This window comes from Meridianimaribacter sp. CL38 (assembly GCF_004328055.1).
Taxonomy (GTDB): Bacteria; Bacteroidota; Bacteroidia; order Flavobacteriales; family Flavobacteriaceae; genus Gaetbulibacter_B; species Gaetbulibacter_B jejuensis.
Map to the genome: position 1 here is coordinate 123,009 of NZ_QKWS01000003.1, position 25,995 is coordinate 149,003.

The following is a 25,995-nucleotide window of genomic DNA, read 5'->3' on the forward strand; positions in this document are numbered from 1 at the left end:
TTTAGACCTTAGCCATTATCTGTAAAGTGTAAAGTGTCCTACAAAATCTCTATCATCTACTGAACTATTTAACCTAACCACATACCAATAGTCTCCTGTTGGTAACTCGGTATTATTATATCTACCATCCCAATATTGTCCTTGTCTATAGGTACCTACTTTACGACCATAGCGATCAAAAATGTCGAACTCTAGATTAGGATAATTTTGAGTACATCCTGGAGCCCAATAATCGGTAACTCCATCTCCATTTGGTGTAAAGTAATTTGGAATACATATATCTATATACTCCATTACTATAGTAGCCGTTGCAGTACATCCACTACTATCAGTTACAACTACTGTGTATTCACCAGTTTCCATAATGATAAACGTATTAACATCACCATAATCTTCATCATTAAGTGAGAATTGATAATCTCCTGTCCCTCCAGAAGCCACAGCTATTATTTCATTTATTTCTCCTTGATTTAAAACCAGAGTTAATGGCTCATAGCTTTCAATATCGAAAAGTTCAGTAGTTTGAATACATCCATTAGTGTGTCTTACATCTACATAATTACCAACTCCTGAAGGTACATCTACAAAGATGTTACTTGTTTGGTATGGTCCGTTGTTTAATGAATAGTCCAAATCAGCAGGATCAACATCTCCTGTAACTGTAACAATAACACTATTTGAAGACGCATTGTCTACACACGCATATTCAACTTCTACTGCTGGTTCAAAACTTATAGCTTCAGGGAAAGTAATATTCCATTCAGATTCGCAACCTTGACTATCTCTTACAAAAACAATATGGTCGCCTCCATTTAAATCAGTAAAATCAAATTCTGTTTGAGTTGCTGTTCCTGTAGTGTATGGACCATCATAATCATCTAAGCTCACACTGTAAGGCGCTGTACCACCTGAAATTTCAATACTGAATTCTCCATTAGCATCACCTTCACATAGTTCAGGGAACATAGAATCTGGAACAATACTAATAATTACAGGTATTGGCTCTTCAATGGTGAAATTGTAAGTTAAATAACAACCTAATTCATCTTGCACAATAACATCATAAGTTCCAGGAGCTAAATCATCAAAAATATTCGTTTCAAAAAACTGATTAAGTTGAGGCGAAATCGCATACATGATAACTCCTGTTCCTCCTGTTGCTGTTATTTCTAAAACACCATCATTTGCTCCTGTACATGTTACATCGGTCACTGTAAACGTCGCGTCTAACATTTGAGATGGTTCTGTAATTGTTATTGGTGCAGAAACTGTACTACAATCACCACTTTCAACACTAACTACATATGTTCCAGCAACAAGTTCGGTAAACACTCCTGGTGTATTTTGAGTTGCAGAAATTGGGTTACCAGAAGTATCTTGTAACGTGTATACATAGTTTCCTAGACCTCCTTGAGCAGTGGCAAAAATATTACCTGTGTTATCTCCAGCACAATTTATAGTTGGATTGGTAGAATATAAATCAATCTCTAAATCTAGAAGAGGGTCAATTGTAATTTCATTAGACACATTAGCTACACAACCATTAGCGTCCATAACATAATATTGATATGTTCCTACTGGAACTGAAAATGTTGTAGAGGTTGTAAACGTTCCTAATATTGTGGTAAAAGTACTATCGTTACTGTAGCTGTATGTTCCTGTTCCTCCTGTAGCACTTAATGTTAATGTTGACTCTATTAAACAAGTTTGAGTACTAGCTGTCACCAAACTAGCTTGTATAGGTGTTGGTTCATCAATTACTATATCTAGCGAAGTCATTTCACAATTATATCCATCGTTTATAACTATTGAATATGTACCAGCTCCTAAATTTGAAAACACATTAGACGTTTGCGGTCCTGATGAGCTTGGAGTTGGTAAAATAGTGTTTAAAGTATATGTGTAATTACTTCCTTGACCACCAGTAACATTTGTTACTGTAATTGTAGCGTTTTGATCTCCAAAACAAGACAGTACTGTTGTACTTGGCGTAAACGTTGCATTAATAGGTGTTGGTACTTCTAGTGTAATAGTTTCAGAAGCTATACAACCTCCAGCATCCATTACATTTACTGTATACGTACCTGCAGAAAGATTTTCAAACATTCCGTTTGGAGAATAGGCAACTGTTGCTGCTCCTGTTAGTTCATACTCATAACTTCCCCATCCACCAGTAGCGATAGCAGTAATAGTACCTAGGTTATCATCACAAGTTACATTTGAGGTTTCTGAAACTGTTAGTGTTAACGCTTCTGAAGGTGAAGAAATAATCACACTCTCAGTTGCACTACAAAACGGACTTTCAGTTTCTGTGATAACAACAGTGAAAGTTCCTGCAGTCATTCCTGTGACAGTTAATGGGTTTGTAGCTGTATTAGCATTAACTGCTCCAGTTACTGAAGTTCCAATGCTATCAAACACTTCATAAGTATATGTTCCTGAATATCCATTAACATTAATATCAAAACTTCCTGAAGTATCTCCAAAACAGGTTACAGCAGTTGGCGTTGTTGTAAATGTAGGTGCTATTGCTTCAGGTAACGATACTGTAACTTCTTCAGTACAAGAGGTAACTGTATCAGTTACTGTTACTGTATAAACTCCAAAAGGGAGTCCTGAAATTACATCTCCAGCAATACTCGCAGAAGCAGGATTAGGACTTATGGAATAGGTATAAGAACCTGATCCTCCTGATACTGACATTGTAATTTCACCATCATCATTATTACAGGTAGGAACCGTATTTACTGTTGGCGTTAATCCTAAAGGTGGCTCAATTGTTACTGAAACTAAGTTTCCACAACCATTGACATCGTTTATTTCAACAGTATGTGTTCCTGAGTATAAATTTGAAATTGTAAATGGAGCTGTTAGTGTTTGAAATGCACCTCCATTAATACTATAACTATAAGGAGCAATTCCTGCAGTTGTTAGTGCTACTTCTATTTCAAAATTACCTTCTTCTGTTGTACATTGATCACTTAATGTTGCTGTAATTACAGGAGAAGAATCCATAGGTAACACAACAACAGGACTTGTTACTACACAACCATAAGCATCAATAACATGTACATAGTAACTTCCTGCATCCATATTAAATGTACTTACTGAACTCCATGAAGAATCGTTAGCAGCTGGAGCAGTTGCTGTTGTTGTAATTTGATATTGATAAGGCGCTGTTCCGTCATGACCAATAGCACTAATAACACCTGAACTTGGGTTACAGTTAGCGTTTTGATCTACTGAAGTAGTTAAACTTAATGGAATTGCAGATTCAGTAATATTAAAAGGAGCAGTTACCACACTACAGCCTGCATTGACTCCTGAAGTTTCAGTAATTAACACATAGTAGTTTCCAAATGGTAAAGGCCCTAAGTTTGTAACATTTAGCGAACCTCCTGCTGTAACTGTTCCAGAACCTGTTATTCCTGTATTTTGTTGTGATAAGGCATCATATATTGTATAATCTACTGCTACATCAGTCCCATAAATACTGTTTACAGTAAACGATACATTACCATCGTCACTTCCTGTACAAGTTATATTATTAAAACTCTCAGCACTTATTGACAAGGTTGAATTTGTAGGTATAGGTGCTGTTGCAGGTTCATAATAACTACACATAGTAGAGGCATCATATACAATAAAAGTATAGGTAACTCCAGGTGTTAATCCAGTAAATGTAGCTGATTGACTTCCTGGTGAATCTTCAGGAATCCACGTTCCTGCAGGATTAGGATATACCGAAGTAGGTCCTTGGTAAATACTGAAAAAGAATGGACCAAGACTTGGTAAACTAGAACCAATACTTACTACTGCTTCTCCTCCTAATGCACAATCTACCGAAGTACTAATTACAATATCTAAATCTGTAGGTGGAGACGCTACTAATACATCTTGATGTAAAACCGAACAACCATTAGCATCGACTACATTAATTTCATATAAACCAAAATCAACCACATCAAAACTTACCGAAGTTGATCCAGTAGCATTCAATTCAGAATTTGAATAACCATTAGTTCCTGTTACAAAATAATTGTAAGGAGCTGTACCACCTACAACGCTATCAATAATAATAGAACCTTGAGACACTCCTCCTGCTGTACACGTAATATCAATGGTATGATAATCTACTACAATTGCATCAGGCTCATTTATAGTAATGGTTTCAGTGCCTGTACAAGAATTAGCATCAGTAATAGTAATAGTGTAAGTTCCTGCTTCTAATCCTGAAGTTTGCGTACCATAATCTGTAGCTGTTGTATCATTAAATACATTTATTGTAAAAGGAGGCGTTCCTACTGAAGGATCAATTGTAATATCAATTGCTCCATTAGTATCTCCATGACATAAAATAGACTGAGTTTGAACCACAGCACTTATTGCAGGAGGAACAATTGGTGCTACAGTATGAATTACAGATTGAGCTGTACATCCATTAGCATCAGTAATTTCAAATTGATAAGTTCCTGGAGTTGCAGTTGTATATGTAAATGTTGTTCCTGTTGCTCCTAAATCACTAAACGCTCCACCATCAATAGATACTGCATAAGTAAATGGAGCTACTCCACTTGATATTGTCCCTTCAATTACAGCATCAGGTGTTGCTGTACAATCAAGACCTTCAACTAAAACTGTATTTACCGAAACTACAGGTAAAGGATCTATAGTATAAGATTCTGAATATTCACAGTCATTTTCGTCTCTTACTTGAAATGTATATGTTCCTGGAGCTAAACCTGAAAATACATTTGACGTTTGGTAAGATGTTGCATAAGAAGCTGGAGCAGTAATTTGATATTCTAAAGTTCCTGTTCCACCTGTTACACTTGAAATAGTAACAGTTGATTCATTTGTTGGACAAGTTAATGGTGTATGACTAAAGGTTAAATCTGTTGGAGGATTCAACGCGTCAATTGTAATTGTATTAGTAATAAAAGTACATCCACTTGCATCTTGAATAGTTACAGTATACGTTCCACTAGTTAATCCACTAAAAGTATTACCTGACTGAAAATTAACACCATCAATACTATAAGTATAAGGTGGTGTTCCGCCTGTAACTCCTGTAACTGTAATTGTTCCGTTTGTTGTACAGGTATAAGATGCTGATAATTCTGCTGTACCATCAATAGCGTCTGCTGAAGTAATTGTTACCGTTTGAGGATCAGTTAAACAAACCGAAGTTCCTACCGTATATTGAACAACTACATCATAATCTCCTTCTGAAAGTCCTGAAAATACTGAAGAGTTAGAAAAAGTCGTTCCACCATCAATACTGTATTGTAAACTGTTACCATTAGTATTGGTCACATTTATGGTAATTGTTCCATTTGACGAACCTGAGCAAGAAATATCTGTTGTTGCAATGGTAAAATCTGGAGCAGGAATAGCATCTACAGTAATAGTTGTTTCTGCTGAACAGTTGTTAGAATCTATTACTAAAATATCATAAACTCCTGGTGAAGTCACTACAAATTCAGGTACAGTTTGGAAATCTGTTATACTATTTATAAAATAAAAATATGGAGCTGTTCCACCTTCTGGATAAATAGTTATTTCTCCATCACTACATGTTAAAGGTACGGTTACTGCTGCAGTAACAGTTAATAATGGTGGCTCGATAATTTCTATATCTTCAGTATGAAAACAACCATCTTCAGTTTCAATATTAACCGTGTAGATTCCTGGGTTTAAATTTGCAAACGTATAGTTGTTTTCGGTAATAGGACCTACACTATTTACTAATGTTCCTCCATTATATATTGAAAAGAAGTATTGAGGATCAACATCATTAGCAGCTAAGTGTACACTTCCTAAATCACCATGACACAAAGGTTGTGTTACTAAAGTTGAAACTGTAAAATCACGTTCTAAAATTTGAACATCTGGCACAGTAAACACACATGGATTTGTCGATACTCCAATTTGTCTTATATATACAGTATAAAGTCCAGGAGTTGTTACTGAAAACACATTGCTTGTTTGATAATTTACATCATCTAAACTATACTCATAACCATTTGGCACATCTAAAACCGTAATACTTCCTGGTGTTGTACAAATAATATCAGTCGCAATTACCGAAGGGCTTAAAAGATTTTGATATACATTGAAATAAAATTGCACAAAACAACCACCTTCATAATTAATAGTTAACCTAAATTGACCTGCTGTGTTTGCTGTAAAGTCTGAACCTGTTGCTACTTGATTCCAAGTACAAGCATCGTTTTCGTTAGCGCAATCGTCATCAGTTACAGGAGCACAACTCGATTCATCTAATTGTTCCCAAATTATTGAAGTGGCTCCAGCAATATCAGTTTCAATTTCTCTAAAATCATTTGCTCCACATAAAAATATATTTGGTAATAATTTTCCATCGTTTGGACAAGTCACCACCTCATCAGCATAAGGAATAACAGGGTTTGTTAAGTTATTACCTCCATAAAGCCCAACAACATATTCTTGCTCAATAGATTGACAAGGTGCTAATGCAGTATTAAAAGAATAATACGTACCTGTGTTTGTAACAGTAATGGTTTGTGTAGTGCCTATTACAGGAGTTCCTGTTGGACTTGTTGACCAAGAGTACGAATCATAACCATCAGCTGCAGTAAGTTCAACACTATCACCACATAACACTATGTTTTGTGTAAACGTACAATCTAAATCTGCTAAAAAATTTGTGGCTTGAGGAGTGATTAAACATCCTGTATTACTACTTAAACTTGGGTCATCTGTAATTGTGAAATTAGGGTTAAAAAACCCACTGTAAGACGCAAAAGCTTGATTACTTACAATGTTTGAACACGCATCAGCCAACTCATTACAAGTATCTACAACTTGAACTTCAATTCTAATTTCGTAAACTGGATCATTTTCTTCAACTAGATAGTCTTCAATATCAAATATAATTTCTCGAGTAGTAGGATCGTAACTTACAACTGTAACTCCTGGAGGTAAAACCAAATCCTCTGGGTAATTGAAAATAATATTTACCGGAAGAATATCTCTTATTTGAAAATTTGTAGCATTATCATTTCCTGTATTTTGAAAACCGATAACATAATTTAAGGACGCTCCTAAACCAACAGTTTGTCCTCCAATGTTGTTTCCTGAATTGTCCTCTACAATTTTTGTAAGTACAATATGTGGCTCAATAATTTCTACTGCAAATGCGAAAAAGTAAGGAAAATAAGTATCACCACTTGTTTCTAACCTAATTACTGCAGATGTAGCATCGTTAGCAATTACTGTATTTCCAGGATTAGGAACAGTCATTACACCTGTGTCAAATCCTAATGTATTGGTACTATTAGGAACTCTATTATTTACAGGTGTTGCATCTAGTTGCGTTACAGAACTATTAAAAAAGTTACCTACTGGTCTATCTGCAGTAGATAATGGCACACCATTAAGTAACAAACGGTCTCCTAAAATAGGCTTATCTCCTTCTAAAGTTGCAAAAGCAAAATTTGCTCTTACAGGAGCAGGTGCTGGAATAGTTCTAAATCCACTAACAGGAATATCAAGATTTGGATTACCTCCTGCAACACTAATTGCACTAAAACCGTCAAAACTGGTAATTGATTTACCAGGTAGTGTTGGGTCTTCATACACAACAAAAAGTGACCATCCAGCAGATTCTCCGGTTCCATTATATGGACTATAATCAGACGATTCTCCCTCAGCTGATGACACATTTGCTACAGTATAAGTTCCCAAATCGACACCAGTTCCAAAACTTGTTACAATACTGGTTACATCAGCAAAACAAGCATAAGAAAAGCTGTCTCCTCCATCAACCGAACTACCATTTGCATCATAAATTACTGTACCAGTAATATCATTATAACCTCCAACAGGACCTCTTAGCTTAACATTTGTAATTGGTTCGTCACCAGGATTTACTGCTCCCCAATATAAACCAGCATAAATAATTTGGTAACAGTTTGGGTTAGGAATTTCTAAATCAGCACTCGAAGAAGAAAACGTTGTTGGGTCTCCATCAATATCAATATAAGTCATATTAACATTGTGGTTATACACCGAGTTATTATTAAACGCATTATTATTTGGTCCAAGAATATTGTTACCTATAAGCACAATATCACCTTTTAAATCTTCATTGAATCTTGGTGTAAAAGGCTCGTAGTTTTGGGCATAACATTGTAGGCCTAAAAACAATAATGAAACTAAGGTTGCTAGTTTAGAAAAAGTAGGTTTTTTCATGGTATTCAATTTTTTTAATTCTGAGTTCAAAAAGGGGCATAATTGAACCTAGAATTGGCCTATTATTTTATTAGTTTTCTATTTTCAAGAGTGATGCTTTTGCTTTATATGGTTTACTTTCTTTAGCTTCCAGTGCTGCATTTGCAGCTTGAATGCTTTCAAAACTTTCGTAATAGATGTAATACTTACTTGTCTTAACATCGTAGAAGAAATTAATATTCTTCTCACCTGAAGCTACTGCTTTAGCTAAGAAATCATCTCTCTTTTCTACATCAGTATGTACTGCAACTACTAAATAATATCCATTTTCTACATTTTGAACATTCTTAAGAATTTGGATATTGCCACTTAATTCTTCTCCAAAATCAAACTCTTCTTCAGGAATTGGACTTATGCTAAGTGGTGTGTTTTGCTTAATACTATTTAACCTCGCTTTATCTTGAGCATATCTATCTTCTTCATTATCATAAAGTGCGCGTTTAATTCTTCGTTTTCTTTCAAAGTCAGTTGCTAAGTTTATATCTTCCAACCTACTTTCTAAATCAGATTTAGCTTTAATAGCAGCCGCTTGTTCGGCTTTTAAAGATTTAAGTGCTTTTTGATAGTATAAGTACACTTCATCCATTGCTACGGTTTCTATTTGCTGTCTTTGATTGTATAAAGACTCTAATTCGTTGATTTTATCACTTGTAGTTTTAATCGCATTATCTAAATCTGTTCTAATTGCTTCAAGAGCAGCATTTTCAGCAGTAATACTCTTAAATGGTTTAGGCTCCATATAAATACCTTTTTCACTTAAATCGTTTTCCTCTTTTAAGTCTTTAAGGTCTTGGTCTTTTACATCAATAGCATCTAAAAACTTCTTTAATAAAGCTTCTTGCTCTTTCTTAGACGCTTCAGTGGACTCAGATATTTCGTTCATAGACTTACCAAGATTATCAGTTGCTTCTGGCGGTGTATCTTTCTCTTCATCAACCACTTCATCCTCTTGACTTTCTTCTAATTCCTGCTGAGCTTTTGCCTTAGCTTCTGCTTCTTGTCGTGCTTGCTCTTCTGCTACTGCTTTTGCTCTTGCTTGCTCTTCTGCTGCTGCTTTGTCTCTTGCTTCTTCCTCAGCTTTTTGTTGTGCTTCAGCTTGGGCTTTTGCCTCAGCCTCTGCTTTGGCCTTAGCTTCTGCTTCTTGTCGTGCTTGTTCCTCTGCTGCTGCTTTGGCTCTAGCTTCCTCTTCAGCCTTTTGTTGTGCTTCGGCTTGGGCTTTTGCATCAGCTTCTGCTTTAGCCTTAGCTTCAGCCTCTTGTCGTGCTTGCTCTTCTGCTGCTGCTTTGGCTCTTGCTTCCTCCTCAGCTTTTTGTTGTGCTTCGGCTTGAGCTTTTGCCTCAGCCTCTGCTTTGGCCTTAGCTTCTGCTTCTTGTCGTGCTTTCTCTTCTGCTGCTGCTTTTGCTCTAGCTTCCTCTTCAGCTTTTTGTTGTGCTTCGGCTTGGGCTTTTGCATCAGCTTCAGCTTTAGCCTTAGCTTCCGCCTCTTGTCGTGCTTGTTCCTCAGCTGCTGCTTTCAATTTACGTTCGGTAGCTTCTGCTTTAGATAGTTTAACAACAGGCTTTCTTTTTCTTGTTGGAGAAATTAAAGCACTTACTTCATCTTCGCTACTATAATCATAGTTTGTGTTGTTCTTAAATTTGTAGGCCAGTGTAATTTCATGTGATGGACCAAAATCTGTTAAATCACCTAGCGCTTTTTCAAAGTTGTATTCAATTGAAATTTGATTCGTGATATTAAGTCCTAAACCTGCTGAACCACCATACAGAGTGTTATAACCAACTTGTGCCCAAATACCTTTAGGTACCATCACCATAGCTACACCAGAAATAACTGTTTTATCTTTTTTAAATTCTGAACGCAATAAACCTGTAAACTTACTTTCATCAAAAAAACCACGACTATCCATATAACCTGTATACATCATGTGTGCTTGAATAGCTTGTTCTGGATTATCTTCTATAAGTTGAGAACTATTGAGATTATATAAGACTAGGTTGTTTATTGATAACCCAAAGTCTAAAAATGCTGTTCCATAGTTTATTCCTGGATTAACGGTAAGCATAAAGTTTGAAGGAATATTGTCTAACGAAGGGTCTGGGAAATTGGTAACGACATTTCCATCGTTAACTCCACTTTTATAAGCACCAACGTTAAGACCAAACGTTAGGTTATTATCAGTATTTAGCCTAACGTTATAGGCAAAATTAGCAAGTCCACCAAAAGTAGTTAGTACTCCGTAGTTTTGTTGAAATACACCTACTCCAATACCAATATTTTCTTTAAACCTTCCTGAAAAACTCACTAAGTAGGTTTGTGGCGCGTCTTCAAACTGAACCCATTCTCTTTTATTAGTTAAACTTATGTATTTATTTTGTTCTCTAACAAAGCTAAATGTTGGATTAATAACATATCTGTTGAACTTTAAAGAGTTTCGTACTGGTAGCGCAAGAGCAACTACTCCATCATCTTCTTGAGAGTAGGACATCTGTGTAGAACAGATAAATAACGCTATTATTAGTACAAAAAGTTTCATTTCATTTTACTACTGTTATTGAACCTTTTTTGGGTTTCTGATTAGGGATTGTGATGATATAATAGTAAACTGGATTTATGCTTTTAAAATCCAATTGATTTTCAGGCCAATTGTTTTGGTAATCATTAGTTTGCAACACTACTTTTCCTTGGTTTGTCATAATAATAACTTCGGCATTTGTACCACTAACATATTGTGGTGGTATTACCCAAGTATCATTAACACCATCTCCATTAGGACTAATAAGATTAGGTATGTTTGCTACATCAGGAAATTGCTCTATTGGTGCAGAAATTGAAAACAGAAATTCGCTAGACACAATACAACCTGAAGTTTGAGAAATAACAACTCTATAATCTCCATAAGCTGTTGCTTGATAGGAGTCTTCGGTTGCTCCTGTTATTAAATTGTTATTGAAATACCATTGAAATTCTGGGTCAATAGCTGTTGTTGTTAAACTCACCCATAAGGTTTCGCCTTCTTCCATAGTATTTTCTTCAGGAACATCAATAGTGCTTGTAAAGCTTTCACTCACTAAATCTATGGAACCTGAAGCTTCACAACTTCCTAAATCTACTTGAACAGAAAACACTCCAGATTCGTTTGTTTGATACATTTGCTCTGTAGCATCTGGAATTATATTTCCATCTTTATACCATTGGTAACTATTTCCGCCAATAGTGCTTAATGTTGTCATTCCTTGATCTGGACAAAACGGATTTCCTAAACTAGATACTATTGATGCATTAGCTTCTCCTGAAGTTGCCTCACTAATAGTAACTCTGTTTGAAAATGAATTAGAGGTACAAGTACCATAATTAGTTTCAACAAAATAAGTTCCTTCTTCAGTAACCTCTAGAGAGTTTCCTTGAGCTACAAATACTGAAGTTGTTGGACCTGTTTCTTTATACCAATTAAATGTAAGAGATGGATAGTTTAAAGGAGAATCGTTTGAACCTGTTCCTGGATTATCAATAGTCAACAAATAACTACCTCCAGTACAATACGCTCCTGTAGATACTAAATTATTAATAGTAAACGGACTATCCTGTGCTTTATAATAAGCTGCAAAAGTTGCTGAGCCAGAGCTAGTAGCTACAGGAGCAGTACTTTTAATTCTTATTCTGTAACCTTCACCTGAAGTTGTTTCAGGTAAAGAAAAGCTTAATGTTGCTGGTGAAGTTGTAACTTCTCCTGCATTTGATGTAAATACAATTGTTGGATCTGAAAAGCTTCCATCAGCGTCAGACATTTCAATGATAAATTGGTTTGAAGCGCTCAAAGCAGATTCTGGTGAAAATACAAATGTTGTGTTATACGTATTGAACGACTCACTTGCGCATGCTTGACTGAATCCTAAATTTGGCGTACCAATAACTATTTGAGCGTTTGATTTTTCTGTTGAAAGAAAAGCCAACAAACAAATTCCGAAAAATAGGGCTTTAAGGATGGTAGTTTTTTGCATTCAGTTCTGTTTTTTAATTCCCTTTTTTATTCTCAATGTTAACTCTTAAAAGAGCTTCTTAATTGATTAATCAAAAAGAACACGCAATTCATTATGAATAGAGTGTTTAAAAAATTACATGAATCTATCTATTAGTCTTCGTAGGCGTTAGAAGCTATAATTTTGTTAATACGTAATCTGTAATCAGGACGTCTCGTGCTTGTTGCATCAATAAATGTTTCAGAGTCGTCTCCTTTAGAATACACATTAAAAAATACACTGTTTCCGTACCAATTCTCTAAGTCTTCGTTATTGGAGTTATTTTTAGTAAAAATGTTTCCGTTGCAGTTGTTGAAATACATTTCACTAAATCTTATCTTTTTGAGATTTTCGCTATTTACTTTGATATTGTCATCTAAAATAACCGCTGGATTAAACCCAGAAATTACACTTTTGTTCATTCTCAATGAGGCATCTTGATCGATATAAAGTGCTTCTTTTACCAAACCAACTTTTATATCAGCTTCTAAATTATCACTAATATTTACTAATGTTAAGTTTTCAGCATTAACAAAAGTTCCAGGTTTAGTAAAATCTACTTCATCTTTTTTATCATAAGAAGCAATGTGCATACATATTGAACCATCAGCTCCTGAAATATAAGGAGATCTAATTGCTAGAGAATTTGAAATATTACATAATGTTCCATAATTAAACTCATAGTCATTACTACTTGTTCTATATGAAATCATCTTATTTAAATTTACTTCACCTCCAAGAATATTGAAAGAGTTTCCTTCGCAATAGCTAACCATAACATTTTCAATAATGGTTTGGTTTCCAACTCCTGCTAAAGTAAGTGCGTTAAAATAACCAAAGTCTTTAGTTCTTTTACCTGCGAATTCAATTCTTACATATTTTAAAATACCTGAATTACTTTCAGTATTGTCACCACCATAACTAATATTTTCATAAGATGAAGGTCTTAATCCGTATTCAACTGAAGAACCATTTCCATACTTATTAATTGGTGCATCTCCCAATACAAAAACACCTCCCCAATCTCCTTGTTTTTTTACGCTTCTGTTTGAAGTGAAAATAATTGGATCGGTTTGGGTCCCTTCTGCAATAATTTTACTGCCTTTACTAATGGTAAGTGATCCATTAGTATCAAAATCTCCAAGTATTACTGTACCTGGTTCAATTGTAAGTGTAGTACTATCAGTAACAAAAACACTTCCTAATAAAAGGTAAACATCTCTTTTATTAAGTTTTGTATCTTTTGTGATGTTTCCGGTTAAAATTTGTGTTGGCTCACCATAATCAGTATGATTTGGTTTAAACTCTGTCCAATTATTCAACCAGTTATTTGCTCCTATTATTCCCTTTTCCTGTTGGGCAAAAATGTTGCCAACAACAAAAAGTAATACACATAAAATTTGAGTAGAGTTTTTCATAGTAGGTAAATTTGTAATTAGGTTTGGGGTTCATTTTTATACTATTAGACCAAACATATTAACTTTTCCTATGAAATACAAATAATATCGGCAAAATACATTTTTTTAATATAAAAGACAGTTTATTCCTACAAAAATTAAGATAATTTGACTATTTTTTAATGAAGAAGAAATACTAATTAACAAGAAAACTCCTATTTATCAGAAAAATAAAAGATTACAAATAAAAAAACCTCAACTTATTAGGTTGAGGTTTTTATAAAAACAATACCAAATTGTTTAGTTATTAAATTCGTTATAAGTATGTAGCGATTTTAGTGTTTGTTCATAAAAAAGAATGGCTGCAATTAAATTTGATTTATCTGAATAAGGCAACACCTTTTTTTGAAATTCAATTGTACTATCAAAGTAAATTTTTGAGGCGTTTTTATTATCCTCTAATGCTTTTCTATTATCCTTAGTGTCTGGAATTCCTAAAGACGTCATTGTAATACCAGGCTTCGTTGCAAAAGCAATATTAGGGAGAATGTTAACAATGACTTCTATACGTTCGGTATACAAATCCAACAACTCTCCTTTTTGCATCTTTTCTAAATCTTCACGATCATGATACTTAGTTATTGAAACTTTACCGCTTATAATATTTTGAGCCTCATCCTTTTTTTGAGCAAATCCGTTACTCATAGCTAGGAAAAAAACCATCATAAGTATAGTAAATTTAGTTTTCATAGTTTAGATTTAAGGGGTTCAATATCGCAAATTTATGTAATTAAACGAAAAAAACAAGCGTTTTGTCGATTTTTTAAGGAATTTACGAAAAAAAAATTGTAAAAAATTAACAAATAGGGCTTTAGAAGACATTTTATGATTAAACCATCTTATTTATAAACCTTTACATAATCTACAATAAACTCTTGAGGAAAAATTGAATCATCTACTTCTGGACCTCCAAAATTACCTCCAATAGCCATGTTTAGTATAATATAAAACGGTTTATCAAAAGGCCATGTTTTATCGTTTTTAACTTCTGGATTAAAAGTGTAAACCAAAGTATCATCAATAAAAAACTCAATAAAATCTTTAGTCCAATTACATTTATAGATATGAAAGCCTTCTTCTATTTTATTGTTTGTTGTAATTTTAGTGTTTTTAGATTGACCATAACTATCAGGAGTATGTAATGTTGTGTGTACTTCATGTGGTGCTTTACCAACATATTCCATAATATCAATTTCTCCACATGCTGGCCAACCTTTGTCACCAATATCAGAGCCTAACATCCAAATTGCAGGCCAAATACCTTGTCCTTGTGGCAACTTAGCTCTAACTTCAACTGTTCCGTATTGAAATTCAATCTTTTTTGCTGTAGTAATTCTTCCTGACTCGTAAAGCGTACTATCTTTTGTTGCTTTAATATATAACAAACCATCTTTTACTGAAACATTGTGCTTGGTATAAGTCTGTCGTTCATTATTGCCCCAACCACAGAGGTTAGGGCAACCATCTCCTAATTCGTAATTCCAAAATGATTCGTTTAATGAACTTCCTGTAAAGTCTTCTTCAAAAATTAATTCTTTTTTTGATGCTTTGTCACAAGATGTAAAAGCAATACACAATAATGCTATTAAAAAACTATTTCTCATTCTAACGTAAATTTAGCTTCTAATGTTGTATTTGAACTTCCTCCAACATACACTTTAAAGTCTCCTGGTTCAAGTAAAAATTTTCCTTCGTTGGAATAAAACCCTAACTCATTTTTAGACAACGTAAAGTTAATTGTTTTTGACTCGTTAGGGTTTAGCTCGACTAATTCAAAACCCTTTAACTCTTTTACTGGTCGTGTAACACTTGCAAATAAGTCTTGCATATATAATTGCACTACTTCTTTACCTTTTAGCTTACCAGTATTAGTCAGTTTAACACTTACCTCAACTGTGTTGTTAGAAACTACGTTAACCTTTAAATTGGTATAATTAAACGTAGTGTAGCTCAAACCATATCCAAAAGGATATAACGGTGTATTGCTTACATCTGTATAATGAGACCAAAATACCTCGCCTGGTGAAGGCATATTTGGTCGTCCTGTACTTTTACTGTTGTAATATAATGGTAATTGACCTACGCTTCTTGGAAAAGTCATTGGTAATTTACCACTTGGGTTATAATCTCCATACAACACTTGTGCAATAGCATTACCACTTTGTGTTCCTAAATGCCACGCTTCAACAATTGCTGGTATATGCTCATCAGCCCAATTAATGCTTAACGGTCTTCCATTATTAAGCACTAAAACAATGTTTTTATTTACTTTATAAACCTCTTCAAGTAATTCTTGCTGAACTCCAGGTAAATCAATATCTGCTCTACTTCTTCCTTCTCCACTTTGAAACCCATGCTCTCCTAATACCATAATAACAACATCTGCTTGTTTAGCAACTTGTTTAGCTTCAGTAAACCCACTTTTATCAGATACATTAATATCTAATTCTCGTGCAAAAACAGTCTGTCCATATACCAAATCTGCTCCTTTAGCATAGGTAATTTGATTTCCAGAATATGCTTTTAACCCTTCTAAAACTGAAACTGCCGTTCCATCATCGGCTCCAATTCTCCAGCTACCCAACGGACTTGTTTTATCATTAGCTAAAGCTCCAATAACTGCTATTTTTTGTCCTTCCTTTTTTAAAGGCAAAACATTGTTTTCATTTTTTAATAACACTATAGATTTTTTAGCCATATCCAACACTGCATCTTGAATTTCCTTACTACCTGTTACGCTTTGCTCTCGCTCTTCATTGCAATACTTATAAGGGTCATCAAACAATCCTAATTCAAATTTTACTCTTAAAATTCTTCTCGCAGCATCAGTGATTAATTGCTCGTCTACTTTACCTTCTTTTACTAAAGTGACTAACTCATTAACATAAAGGTTGGATTCCATATCCATATCAGAACCTGCATTAACCGCTAATTCTGTAGCATGAGTACCATCTTTAGCATGACCATGTGCAATCATTTCTGCAATTGATCCCCAATCTGATACTACAAAACCTGAAAAACCCCATTGATGTTTAAGAATTTCTCTTTGTAAATATTTATTACCAGTAGCAGGCACACCATTAAGCTCGTTAAAGGAATTCATAAAGGTTCTTACACCTGCTTCATTTGCTGCTTGAAATGGTGGGAAAATAGTATTGTAAAGTGTTGAAGTACCAACATCTACAGTATTATAATCTCTACCAGATTCGGCAAAACCATAACCAGCAAAATGCTTTGCACAAGCTGCAATAGTGTTGTGAGCTGAAAGGTCTTCGCCTTGAAACCCTTTTACACGCGCTACAGCTATTTTACTTGATAAATAGGTATCCTCTCCAGATCCTTCCATCACTCTTCCCCAACGTGCATCTCTTGAGATGTCGACCATTGGAGCAAAGGTCCAATTTATACCAGCAGCTGCAGCTTCTTCAGCTGCAACTTCTGCTGATTTTTTTATGGCTTCTAAATCCCAACTAGCTGACTCAGCTAATGGAATAGGGCTAATCGTTTTATAACCATGAATAACATCAAACCCAATAATTAACGGAATACCTAAACGTGTTTCTTCAACGGCTATTTTTTGAACAGCTCTCACATCCTTTACGCCTCTCACATTAAGCATTGACCCTACTAACCCTTTTCTTAAATCATCGTATTTTTTTGCGGCATCACCATTTTCAGGCACTGGACCAGTAACATCCCAAAACCCATTGTACTGGTTCATTTGCCCAATTTTCTCTTCTAAAGTCATTATAGCTAAAAGGCTATCTACTTTAGACTCGATGGTAGTATTAAGATTAGTATTGACAGTATTTATTGCCAATTTTTTCTCATCAGTTTGGTTGCATGAAACCAATAATAGTCCTATACAGACGAGCTGCAGATACGTTTTTATATAGTTTTTCATTTCTTACTGGTATACTCTTACATAATCAACTTCCATAGTATCTTCGGTAAATGCAGGATCAATTGTTCCTCCTAAAGTTCCTCCCATTGCAACGTTTAAAATCAAAAAGAAATCACTGTTGAAAGGTAAACCTGCATTATTACTTACAGTATGGAAGACAGTATCATCAACTAAGAAAATAATTTCGTCTGTTCTCCACTCAACAGTATAATTATGAAATTCTGTTGTTGAAGTTGGCGCACTTGTACTAGAAGAATCTCCAGCTCCAGGAGATACTGCAGGATGATGAACTGTTCCTAGAACTACATTTTTGTCTTGCCCTGTTTGTTCCATAATATCTATTTCACCACATGCTGGCCATGTATTAGTTTGGTAATCTTCTCCTAACATCCATATTGCTGGCCAAGTCCCTTGTGAAGCAGGTAGTTTTGCTCTTACTTCAACTCTACCATAAGTAAACTCATATAAGTTTTCGGTTTTTAATCTAGCAGAAGTATAACTTCCACCATCAGCTTTTGCAGTTATTTTTAGTAAACCATCTTCAACAATAACGTTATCAGATGCGTTTGTATAAGTTTGGGATTCGCCATTTCCCCAGCCACCAGCACCTAAATCATAGGTCCATTTTGTAGCATCAGGAGCTCCATTAACATCAAAAGCATCTTCCCAAACTAAATTATCAAAGTCCGTTTCGAAAGGATCTTGTCCTGCTCCTTCTTCTTCTGAAGTAATAATGAACCACCAATCGAACTCTCCATTTCCATCAGTAGTTTTTAATAAAATTTCATTTGGAACAGAGCGATCTACAATTTGATAATTATGGTTACCTCCACAGTAATAACTTATAAATGCTAATCCTGATAAGCTTAAGGTTTCTTGTCCTCCAGGAGCAATAAGCGTCCAAGTCTCAGAATAATCATTATAAGGGAAGTTTTCAACATCAGCTCCATTAATTGTTCCTGTACCACTTCCTAATTCACTTACAAGACCATCACGACCAAAAATGGTTCCTGTTGGATCGTTTGTAGGATCATCATTAGTATTATTGGTAATATGAGTGAAAGTTCCATCTGCATTAAATATAAAACGATCGTCATACATTCCTACTCCAACTTTTTCATTAGCTGCAGCTCCATACCATTCCGCTGGAATTTGTCCTCCTACTGGACCCAAGCCAAAATGTCCTGGTTGTTCAGATTTCATTCTCCAAGTTTTAGAGCCATCACCTACTAGCAGTTCTAATAAATCTTCAGGTGGCGCATAAGTTGCTAAAACTTCTACAGTAACTAATGTAGAACTTGATGTTCCGCCAGCACCATAAGCTATAACAACAATGTCATAGGTATTAATGCCTAAGTTAGAAAAATTCATTGCTACCTCTCCAATTGGTGAGTTTGCAGCAACCGAACCGTAAACAAACTTAAAGTTGATAGCATTATCTGCTGTAGCTTTAAAATTAACTACACCACTTCCATCACCATAAGGATTATCGGTATCCTGCCCTACAATTTCGGTAGTTACAACAATATTTGATGGAGCTACTATATCTCCAAAACTTGCATCATCATCTTGACAAGAAGTAGCTACAAAAGCTATTGCCAAAAGTGATGCGAAAATATATCTTAATTTCTTCATAGTCTTATTTTTTAAATTTTTACAAGCTTATACTGCCAGAAAACTCCAGCTCCAGCTTCAATAGAAACATTAATTGTATTACTGTCAATAAACGTTACACTATATGTAATTGATGATGGCGCATCTGCTGGATCGCTTAACTCACCTGAATTATTTGCTTTAGGCACTCCTATAAAAGCGCCTAAACCATTTAGTGTTACAGTTCCTGCTCCTTCATCATATGTATAAGTTGCTGGATTAGATCCATCATGAGGAGCTACTGGAGCTCCACATGCATCTCCTCCACCTTGCCAACCTTCAACCCAAGTATCTGCTCCAAGAACATTACTGAACGATCCATCAGCTCCAAAAACATATTGGTCATCATAGTAACAAGCTCTATCAGTTACACAAGCAGCATCACAATTCCACCAGCTAGTATCTCCAGGTGCTGGACCAACTCCTAAAGCTCCTGCTTCCTGAGCGACTTGCCATGTTCCTGCTAATGGAGATACTGGCTCTGATTCTTTTACTAAATGAAATTGCCAGAATACGCCTGCTCCAGCTTCAATAGATACTGTCATTTCAGTGTCGAAATTAGAAAGCTCTACATTATAAGTAATAGATGCTGGTGCATCAGCTGGATTACTCAATTCACCAGAGTTATTGGCTTTAGGCACTCCAATATAAGCTCCTACTCCATTTAATGTTATTGTACCATCTATATCATTGTAAACAAAAGTTGCAGGATTAGATCCATCATGAGGTGCTACTGGAGCTCCACATGCATCTCCTCCACCTTGCCAACCTTCAACCCAAGTATCAGCACCAAGAACATTACTAAAAGTTCCATCAGCATTAAAAATATACTCATCGTCAAAGTAACAAGCTCTATCAGTTACGCAAGCTGCATCACAGTTCCACCAGCTAGTATCTCCAGGTGCTGGACCAACTCCTAATGATCCTGGAGCAGTAGATAACTTCCAAGTTCCTAAAACACCTGTTGGTGTTGCTGATGGTGTTTTCCAGAAATAAATATTATCAATAAACACTGTTCCAGCAGCCCATGGTTCGCCTACAAACTTTAGTTGAAAAATCTCAGTTACTGTTAATCCTTGATCGATATAATCTGAAATAGGAATTTCAATACTTGTCCAGCTATTAGCATTTAATGCTACTGTTACTGGAGCTTCAGTAACTGTACCTGATGCGTTATTAATTAGTGATACTTCAATATCAGTCACTGCATCAGCAGTCCAAACATCTAAATGAAGAGATTCCATGTTAGAAACGTCTACCGAAGTTCCATCGGCTAAGGCAATACCTTGATAGCTTAAATTTACATATTGTAGCATTTGGTCTCCTCCTAAATCAAACATAGCCCAACCACTGCCTTGACCTCCTTGTCCCCAATCTGGGAAATAGTTTGTATCAGGAACGTCATTATAAACACTACTAAATATTGATATTACATCTTCTTCAGCTCTTGAAGGTGGTGTTGGTGCCGATGCTAATGGTTGTAAAATAGCTGTAACTTCAAAGTCTTCTGAATATGTAGTTGTTTCAATAGCTGCTCCCATTGCTTCAATAGTAATGGTATAAATACCGGCTTCTTGGTAAGTGTAAGAAATAGTTTCACCTATATTAGCTGAAGATGGCTCAATTGAATCATCTTCTCCAAAATCAACTTCATAAAACATTGCATAATCTGCAGTAACAGTTACGTTAACTGTTTTTGATAATGCTGGATCGTTTTCTATAATAACTTCTAAAATCTCTGGAGCTTGAAATGACACTACAATTTGTTGTGTGATAGTCGTTGATAAGCCATTAAGTCCGTTAGCAGTTATTGTTGCTTCGTAAGTTCCTTCTTCGTAAACATGGTCTACACTTCCTCCTGGTAGGATAACTCCTGAAGGTTCTGAATTATCACCAAAACCAATGTTAAAGGTTGTCACACCTTCTGCTAAAGGTGTTATGGTAACTAATCCTGTGTTGTCTTGTGTTACTCTTACAGATGCCGAAACATTTGTTGGTGCTTCAATTTGATTGACAAAATCTGTATTATCATCATCACTAGTACATCCAAATAATGTAAGGACAATGAGCGATAAGCCAAGTGTGTACTTTAAAATTTTCATAGTCTTATATTTTAGTATCCTGGGTTTTGTTCCCAATTTCCGTTTGAGAATTGAATCTCTTGTAATGGAATAGGAAATAATTCGTTCTTATTAGCTGTAAATCCTGGTATTTCAGTACCTCTTCCTGTTCTTACCAAATCAAAGAAGTGATGCCCTTCACCTATTAATTCTACGCGTCTTTCATGATAAATAGCTTGTGTTAAAGCGTCTCCTGTTGCTGTAACATTATGCTCTGTATCACCAAAGGCTCTTTGTCTTACTCTATTAAGGAAATTTTGAGCTTTAGTATCATTGATATTTCCTCTGTTAAAAGCTTCTGCAGCCATTAATAACACATCAGCAAAACGAATTGCTCTGTAATTATTAGGGTTTGTTAGGTTTAAATCTCCTGCTGCTTCAGTACTTCTAGTTCTAGGTAAATACTTTCTATTGAAATAGCCTGTATGCTCATAACCTGTACCATAAGTAGCTCCTGTTTCATCTGCCCATGCTTGGATATCTAAAATTGCAACGTCTTTTCTTAAGTCACTATCTTCAAACTCGTCAACAGCTTCTTGAACAGGAACATTAAAGCTAAATCCAGGTGTAAACAGTGGGCCACTATAGTTTCTTACTCCGCTAAAACCAACTGCTACATTACCTTCGCTACACTGTAAACAATCGAATCCTGCTCCTTCAACATCAGTATATTGAACTTCAAACACTGACTCAATTCCGTTTTCGCCTTCCATCTCAAAAATGGTATCATAGTCGGTAACCAAATCATACGGTCCATCCATAATTAAAAGGTCTAATACATTTGCTGCTTCTGGAAACTTATCTTGATATAAATACACTTTTCCTAATAATGCTTGTGCTGAACCTTTAGTTGCTCTTCCTGTTTGTGGTGCAGTGTAAGTAAGATTATTTACTGCGTAGATTAAATCGGTTTCAATAAGTGCATAGACATCTTCAACTGGTGACCTTGGTATTGTAGTTTCATCACCTAATTGAAATCTTGATTCCTTAATTGGAATGGGACCAAACCATTTTACTAATTCAAAATTGAAATAAGCTCTTAAAAATCTTGCTTCAGCAATTATTGTTTCTCTACCTTCAAAATCGGTTTTATCTTGAAATTCTAGAATATAATTTGCACGATTTACACCTGCATACATCCAGTTCCATATATCTCTTAGGTTACTGTTTACAGGTGTATGAATCATATCGTCAATTTGTTGCCACCCAACAACGTCAGTAGCACTCTCTCCTCCACATAAAGTATTATTAGAAGCTATTTCTCCTAAAATAACATTAGCATAGGTAGATTGAAGTATATCGTAAACTGCTATTAAGGCATTGTAATAATCGTCTTCTGAATTGAAATAGTTTTCAGAATCTATGTTATATGTCGATACATCTTCTAAATAGTCGTCACCACAAGCATTAATGGCTAAACCCATAACGATTAAAAGTGACAGTTTTTTAATTTTTCTTAAGTATGTTTTCATTTTAATCATTTTTTATAGTGAAAGATTTAACCCTAATAAATACTGTCTTGATATTGGGTAAAACCCGTAATCGATTCCTCCTCCAATTGCATCTCCAGAAGTAGCTGCAGGATCATACCCTGAGTATTCAGTAAATGTAAATGCATTGTTTACCGCTGCATAAATTCTGAATTTACTCATTCCTATTTTTTCTAAAACATTATCAGGTAATGAGTATCCTAATTGGATGTTTTGAATTCTCAAGAATGATGCATCTTCCACATAAAAATCAGAGAATAACCTGTTAGTTGTTGAGGCAGTTGTAACTCTAGGTACTGTATTACTAGTACCTTCACCTCTCCATCTATTAAGGTATAAATTAGAACGGTTTACATTAGGTTGAGACCTCTCATAGTTTCTAACCATTTCTTTTCCAACTTCAGCATACATATAGGTTGCAAGATCAAAATTCTTGAAGTTTACACTTAAATTCAATCCCATGTAATAGTCTGCTTGCGGTTTTCCTAAATAAGTTCTATCATCAAAATCGATAACTCCATCACCATTAACATCAGCATAACGAATATCTCCTGGAGCAGCTTCGGCTCCTAATGCCAATTGTGAAGGATGTGCTTCAACTTCAGCTTGATTTTGAAATATTCCATCTGTTTTTAATCCATAAAAATATCCTATTGGCTGTCCTACTTCCATTCTTGATGGTGCTAATTGCCCCACACCAAAAGCGCCTCCTTCAGGAATAACATCTCCATTGATTGAAATTACTTCTCCTTTTACATTAGTAAAGTTGAAATTAGCAGCAAAACTTAAGTTATCAGAAAAGTCATCTTTATAACCAATACTAAATTCAAACCCCTTACTACGTGTTGTTCCTGCATTAACCGTTGGGTTTCCTCCTCCTGGAGCAGCAGTTCCTAAAATACCTGAAACTGGTAAACCTCCTATAAGCAGATCTTCTCTATCTTCAACAAAATAATCCGCTGTAATGTCTACTTTGTTGTTAAGTAATGTAATATCAAAACCTACATCTAGCTTTTCTGCTGTTTCCCATTGTGCATTAGGATTTGGTAATCTACCATTTGCAACTCCTGTTACTAAAGCTCCATCCATTACATAAGTAGCTTCACCATTTAATAAAGCTCGGTATAAATCGGCTCCAACGTTATTACCAAGTGTACCATAACTAGCTCTTAATTTTAAGAAATCTATTACTTCAGAATCTTCCATAAATGGCTCATCAGAAATTTTCCAACCAGCAGTTACAGACTTAAAGTAGTCTACTCTATTTTCTGGAGAAAAATCTGAAGCAGCATCTCTACGAACCATTGCAGACAATAAGTATTTGCCCATATAATCGTATTGCAGTCTTCCAAAGTAAGATGTTAGCCTGTTATCGTAAACATAAGAAGCATTTGATTTTGCATCACTTAATCCTGGTGTTAAACTTATATCTGCAAATTCCCAAGAGTTATTTGGTACATCAAATCCGCTTGCGCTTAAACCATCTCCCCAATTTCTTTGAGCACTTGTACCCAATGTTACTGTTGCGTGGTGCTTATTGGCAAATGTTTTATCGTAATTAATGAATGTTTCCCAAGTATAAGAGTTGTAGTGGTTTCTCGATTGGTCAACTCTACTTCTAGGATTGTTAAATACTTTTCCTGTTCCATACTCAACAATTGGAGCAAACGATTTTCCTTTATCAGAATATACTTTGTATCCAATTCTTGAGGTTACGGTCAATTCTTTTAAAGGTTTATATTCTAACTGAAAATTACCTTCAATATTAGTTCCGTTGTAACTGTTATAAGTATTTCTTATTTGTGACAGAGGATTAATAACTTCGTTTCCTAAAGTACCATTCCAATCTTCTTCATCTACATTAAAAGTTGGCGCATAGTTTAAAGCATTGAATAATACCGAACCTAAAGCGTTCTCTGAAAACCCTCTACTTGATGCTGTAAAATAATTGGCATTAGTTGTAAACTTGAATTTTTTAGAAATATCTATTCCTAGGTTAATCTTGATATTGTTTCTAACAAAATCAGATTTATCTCTAGCTACTATACCATCTTGCTCCAAACGCGAAGCTCCAACATAGTAAGTAATTTTTTCACCACCACCAGACAAACTAACATTATGGTTAGTAATAGGTGCATTACTAAATACTTCGTCTTGCCAATCAGTTCCGGCTCCTAATCCTGAAACATTAGGATAAGGTAACGCTTGCCCATTAGCAGCATAACTTTCATTTAGTAATAAAGCATATTCTGTAGCATTTAAGTAAGGAAGTGTACGTGTTGTCTCTTGAGTTCCTGTATATGCATTATATGAAAACTTTGGTGCTGAATTTTTCTTACCAGACTTTGTAGTAATTAAAACGACACCATTTGCTCCTTTAATACCATAAATAGCTGCTTGAGCATCTTTTAACACTGTTATCGATTCAATATCATTTGGACTTATAGTGTTAAAGGATGACACCTCATAACCATCAACAATGTAAAGTGGTTTGTTACTACCATTAGAGCTAATACCTCTAATTATAATATTAAACTCAGCTCCTGGAGAACCCGAAGGCGAGTTAACAGTAACACCAGAAGATGTACCTTGAAGTGCTATTGCTGCATCTACAGGTTTTAAATCTTCTAAAGTTTCAGATGATACTAGAGACACAGCTCCTGTTACATCTTTTCTCTTTTGTGTTCCGTAACCAATAACCACTACCTCGTCTAAAGATTCGGCATCTTCAACTAAAAGGATTGAGATTTCTTGACTACTTGTTACAGTTACTTCTTGAGTTTGATACCCTAAATAAGTAATTACTAAAATTGAATTAATTGGCACATCGTTAATTGAGAAATTTCCATCAAAATCGGTCGAAGCACCTTTTGCTGTGTTTTTAACAACAATATTTACACCTGGTAGTGGTGCATTTGTTGCTACATCTTTTACATTACCTTTTACGTTAATTGTTTGCGCATAAGAAAATGCGGAAAACATAAATAAGGCAATAAAAGCAATGAAGTATGTTTTTTTCATATAGATTGAATATTAGTTGTATGGTAAAATTATCACATTACACTAATAAATTATCAAAAA

11 protein-coding genes are annotated in these 25,995 nt (G+C 35.1%); all 11 read right to left on the bottom strand.

The features are described 5' to 3' along the window. Positions 1–15: 15 nt before the first annotated feature. Entirely contained in the window at positions 16–8,235 is an 8,220-nt protein-coding gene (locus tag DMZ43_RS08475; RefSeq protein ID WP_131507429.1) for a T9SS type B sorting domain-containing protein, read from the bottom strand. A 70-nt stretch (positions 8,236–8,305) separates the two neighbouring features. Further along, entirely contained in the window at positions 8,306–10,807 is a 2,502-nt protein-coding gene (locus DMZ43_RS08480) for a PorP/SprF family type IX secretion system membrane protein (RefSeq protein WP_131507431.1), read from the bottom strand. 1 nt (position 10,808) lies between these two features. Next, complete coding sequence (locus tag DMZ43_RS08485; RefSeq protein ID WP_131507433.1) at positions 10,809–12,272, bottom strand: gliding motility-associated C-terminal domain-containing protein; 1,464 nt, start codon at positions 12,270–12,272, stop codon at positions 10,809–10,811. 131 nt (positions 12,273–12,403) lie between these two features. Beyond that, positions 12,404–13,708, bottom strand: coding sequence for a hypothetical protein (locus tag DMZ43_RS08490; RefSeq protein ID WP_129760682.1), 1,305 nt, complete (start codon positions 13,706–13,708; stop codon positions 12,404–12,406). 279 nt (positions 13,709–13,987) lie between these two features. Beyond that, on the bottom strand, positions 13,988–14,437 hold the full coding sequence (locus tag DMZ43_RS08495; protein WP_129760681.1) for a hypothetical protein: 450 nt from the start codon (positions 14,435–14,437) through the stop codon (positions 13,988–13,990). 149 nt (positions 14,438–14,586) lie between these two features. Further along, entirely contained in the window at positions 14,587–15,351 is a 765-nt protein-coding gene (locus tag DMZ43_RS08500; protein ID WP_131507435.1) for a family 16 glycosylhydrolase, read from the bottom strand. Further along, entirely contained in the window at positions 15,348–17,651 is a 2,304-nt protein-coding gene (gene bglX / locus DMZ43_RS08505; RefSeq protein ID WP_131507437.1) for a beta-glucosidase BglX, read from the bottom strand. Before bglX ends, DMZ43_RS08500 begins: the two co-directional genes overlap by 4 nt. Positions 17,652–17,654: 3 nt before the next feature. After that, positions 17,655–19,286, bottom strand: coding sequence for a glycoside hydrolase family 16 protein (locus DMZ43_RS08510; protein ID WP_131507439.1), 1,632 nt, complete (start codon positions 19,284–19,286; stop codon positions 17,655–17,657). 11 nt (positions 19,287–19,297) lie between these two features. Continuing rightward, a complete protein-coding gene (locus tag DMZ43_RS08515) occupies positions 19,298–21,406 on the bottom strand; it encodes a PKD domain-containing protein (RefSeq protein ID WP_131507441.1) in 2,109 nt (702 codons plus the stop codon). Positions 21,407–21,417: 11 nt separating this feature from the next. Further along, complete coding sequence (locus tag DMZ43_RS08520) at positions 21,418–22,896, bottom strand: RagB/SusD family nutrient uptake outer membrane protein (protein ID WP_131507443.1); 1,479 nt, start codon at positions 22,894–22,896, stop codon at positions 21,418–21,420. A gap of 12 nt (positions 22,897–22,908) precedes the next feature. Continuing rightward, positions 22,909–25,935 (bottom strand): TonB-dependent receptor, encoded by a 3,027-nt coding sequence (locus DMZ43_RS08525; RefSeq protein ID WP_131507444.1) that lies wholly within the window; start codon positions 25,933–25,935, stop codon positions 22,909–22,911. Positions 25,936–25,995: the final 60 nt, after the last annotated feature.